1 protein-coding gene is annotated in these 2,632 nt (G+C 49.5%); it reads left to right on the forward strand.

Translation table 11 applies throughout. From position 1 onward, the window contains the following. The first annotated feature begins 586 nt into the window (after positions 1-586). Positions 587-2,449, forward strand: coding sequence for an alpha-L-fucosidase (locus tag HMPREF2955_RS13215; RefSeq protein WP_083317740.1), 1,863 nt, complete (start codon positions 587-589; stop codon positions 2,447-2,449). Positions 2,450-2,632: the final 183 nt, after the last annotated feature.

The following is a 2,632-nucleotide window of genomic DNA, read 5'->3' on the forward strand; positions in this document are numbered from 1 at the left end:
AAGTAATCTGCCATTGACAGCCAGGCTTTCAACTTGTAGAGAACGTAAGGAATAACTTCCGTCAAGTCGCCTTCAGAAACATAGCCATGTTTTACCACAGACGAATGGGGCATAATTTCTTATTTCATCATATCCTTGTCCGGCACTTCGTACATGATCGGGGCGTTTGTCTTGGTTTCACAGCACAAAGACATAAACGCCTCTCAGGTTGTAGAAAGATTAAAAGTAAAGCTTACTTCTGCTTTGTGTTTCTTGCCCTATCGTGGCTTAATAGGCTTTAATATCGGAGGCATTAACGAGGAGGAGGGGGTAAGGCGTGGCGTTCACAAAGTGAGATGGTTAACCTATGCGACGGGTGAGAGGGGTACATGCTGCGCCGATTGGTTGTTTGGTAGAGCCGACAGCGTTTTATTGGCTTTCTGTTTATGGCGTATATGCAGCTTGATGTAGGTCGCCGTTAACATCTAGAAGTACTAAAACGCGCCAATTTGCCGCATTTTTATTAAACAATGCAAAAATGTATGGCGTATTACGAAAAAACGTTGTACCTTTAACCCTGTATTTCCCTAAACTTCTTATTAATGTGATGAGAATAAACAAATTTACCGCCTTAGCTGTGGCTCTGGCGATGACTATGGGAGCTAACGCACAACGTAAAGTAACTGCGCCAGCACCTTGTGGACCACTGCCTAACGCCAATCAACTGCGTTGGCATCAATTAGAGACTTATGCTTTCTTGCACTACTCGCTCAATACCTACACCGACCAGGAGTGGGGATTTGGCGATGAAGACCCTATGCTGTTTAATCCCTCTAACCTAGATGCACGCCAATGGGCGCGAACATGCAAAGAGGCAGGCATGAAAGGTATCATACTTACAGCTAAACACCATTGCGGCTTTTGCCTATGGCCATCGAAATACACCGAGTTCTCGGTGAAAAACGCGCCGTGGAAAGACGGAAAGGGCGACGTGGTGCGCGAACTGGCCGATGCTTGTAAGGAGTATGGGCTGAAATTTGCCGTGTACCTGTCGCCGTGGGACCGTAACCACGCCGAATATGCACGCCCCGAATACGTTACTTATTTCCGTAATCAGCTTGAAGAACTGCTCACCCAATATGGCGAAATGTTTGAAGTGTGGTTCGACGGAGCTAATGGCGGCACGGGATATTACGGCGGAGCAAACGAGGAACGCAAGATAGACGGCGCCACATATTATGATTGGCCCAAAACGTTTGAGATGATACACAAATGGCAACCCAAACTGGCCATCTGGGGCGATCGTGCTGAACTGCGATGGATTGGTACGGAGAAGGGTTACGCAGGATTGACAAACTGGTGTACGATAGACTACGCGTTTAATACGCCGCAAGACACTTTGATGCACGGACAGGAGAATGGTAAGCACTGGTCGCCAGGCGAGTGCGACACGTCTATTCGTCCAGGATGGTTCTATCACGAGAACGAAGACTCGAAGGTAAAGAGCCTTCGCAAACTGGTAGACACATATTACGAGTCGGTTGGCCGTAATGCGTCGTTACTGCTCAACTTCCCCATCACGCGCGAAGGGCGTATTCATCCCATCGATTCGGCTCATGCCGTGGCTATGGCGCGCGTTATCAAGGCCGAACTGGCTAACAACTTGGTGCGCCAAGCCTGTGTAACGGCATCGCAAGTGCGCGGAGGCAGTGCCAAGTATAATGCACAAAAGGCCGTAGACAACAGCACCGAAACCTATTGGGCCACCAACGATGGCGTTACGCGGGCATCGCTAACGCTTAGCTTTAAACGCCCAACAGACATCAATCGCTTTATGGCGCAAGAGTATATCGCACTGGGTCAGCGCGTGAAGAGTTTCTCGCTCGAAGCGTTGGTGAACGGAAAATGGGTGCAACTGCGCGACGAACGCGCGCCCGAAGGCACAACGGGACTAACCACCATTGGCTATAAGCGCATCGTTTGTTTCCCCACGGTGAAGGCCACGCGCCTGCGTTTCACCATCAATAGCGCAAAGGCTTGTCCGCTGATAAGCAACATTGGCGTGTATTGTGCACCCGCATTGCCCGAAGATGCTGTGCAGTTGCCTGCCGCGGTGCTTGCAAAGGCTAATGAGGAGCAGGCAGAACCCGAACGCCTCCTTATTTCTGTGGGCTATGATAGCCCGCGAGAGCTGCTCATTGACGTTCAAGAAAAGCGCGTGTGCCATAGTCTTACCTATGTTCCCAGGGAGGATACGAAAGACGGATTGGTGCTTAATTATGAGATATATGCATCGGACGACCTCGTAACATGGAAACGTTGGCTGGGCGGAGAGTTCTCGAACATCGAGAATAATCCCGTACCCCAGACCGTGAAGTTGCCTGCAATACCCACACGTTACCTTAAACTGGTGGCCACAAGGCTGGCACAAGGTGAGAATATGGCAAGGAATGATTTAATTGTGAGGTAGATATAAGTGGTAAAGGAGTAAGTAGTAAAAGGAGTAAGTTCGAGGAGTAAAGGAGTTATGGAGTAAAGGAGTTAAGCCGTATGCTTGGTTGCAGAGGGGTAGACATCCTTGTTAACTCGTCAACTTGTCAACTTGTCAACTAACAAAAGCGGCCTCACCCCCAACCCCTCTCCAAGGGGAGAG

Origin of the sequence: Prevotella sp. HMSC073D09 (assembly GCF_001814145.1) — a bacterium.
GTDB lineage: Bacteria > Bacteroidota > Bacteroidia > Bacteroidales > Bacteroidaceae > Prevotella > Prevotella conceptionensis.

Bases quoted from the DNA above. Each gene is read 5' to 3' on its own strand.
- HMPREF2955_RS13215 (WP_083317740.1), top strand. From the start codon at position 587: ATGAGAATAAACAAATTTACCGCCTTAGCTGTGGCTCTGGCGATGACT.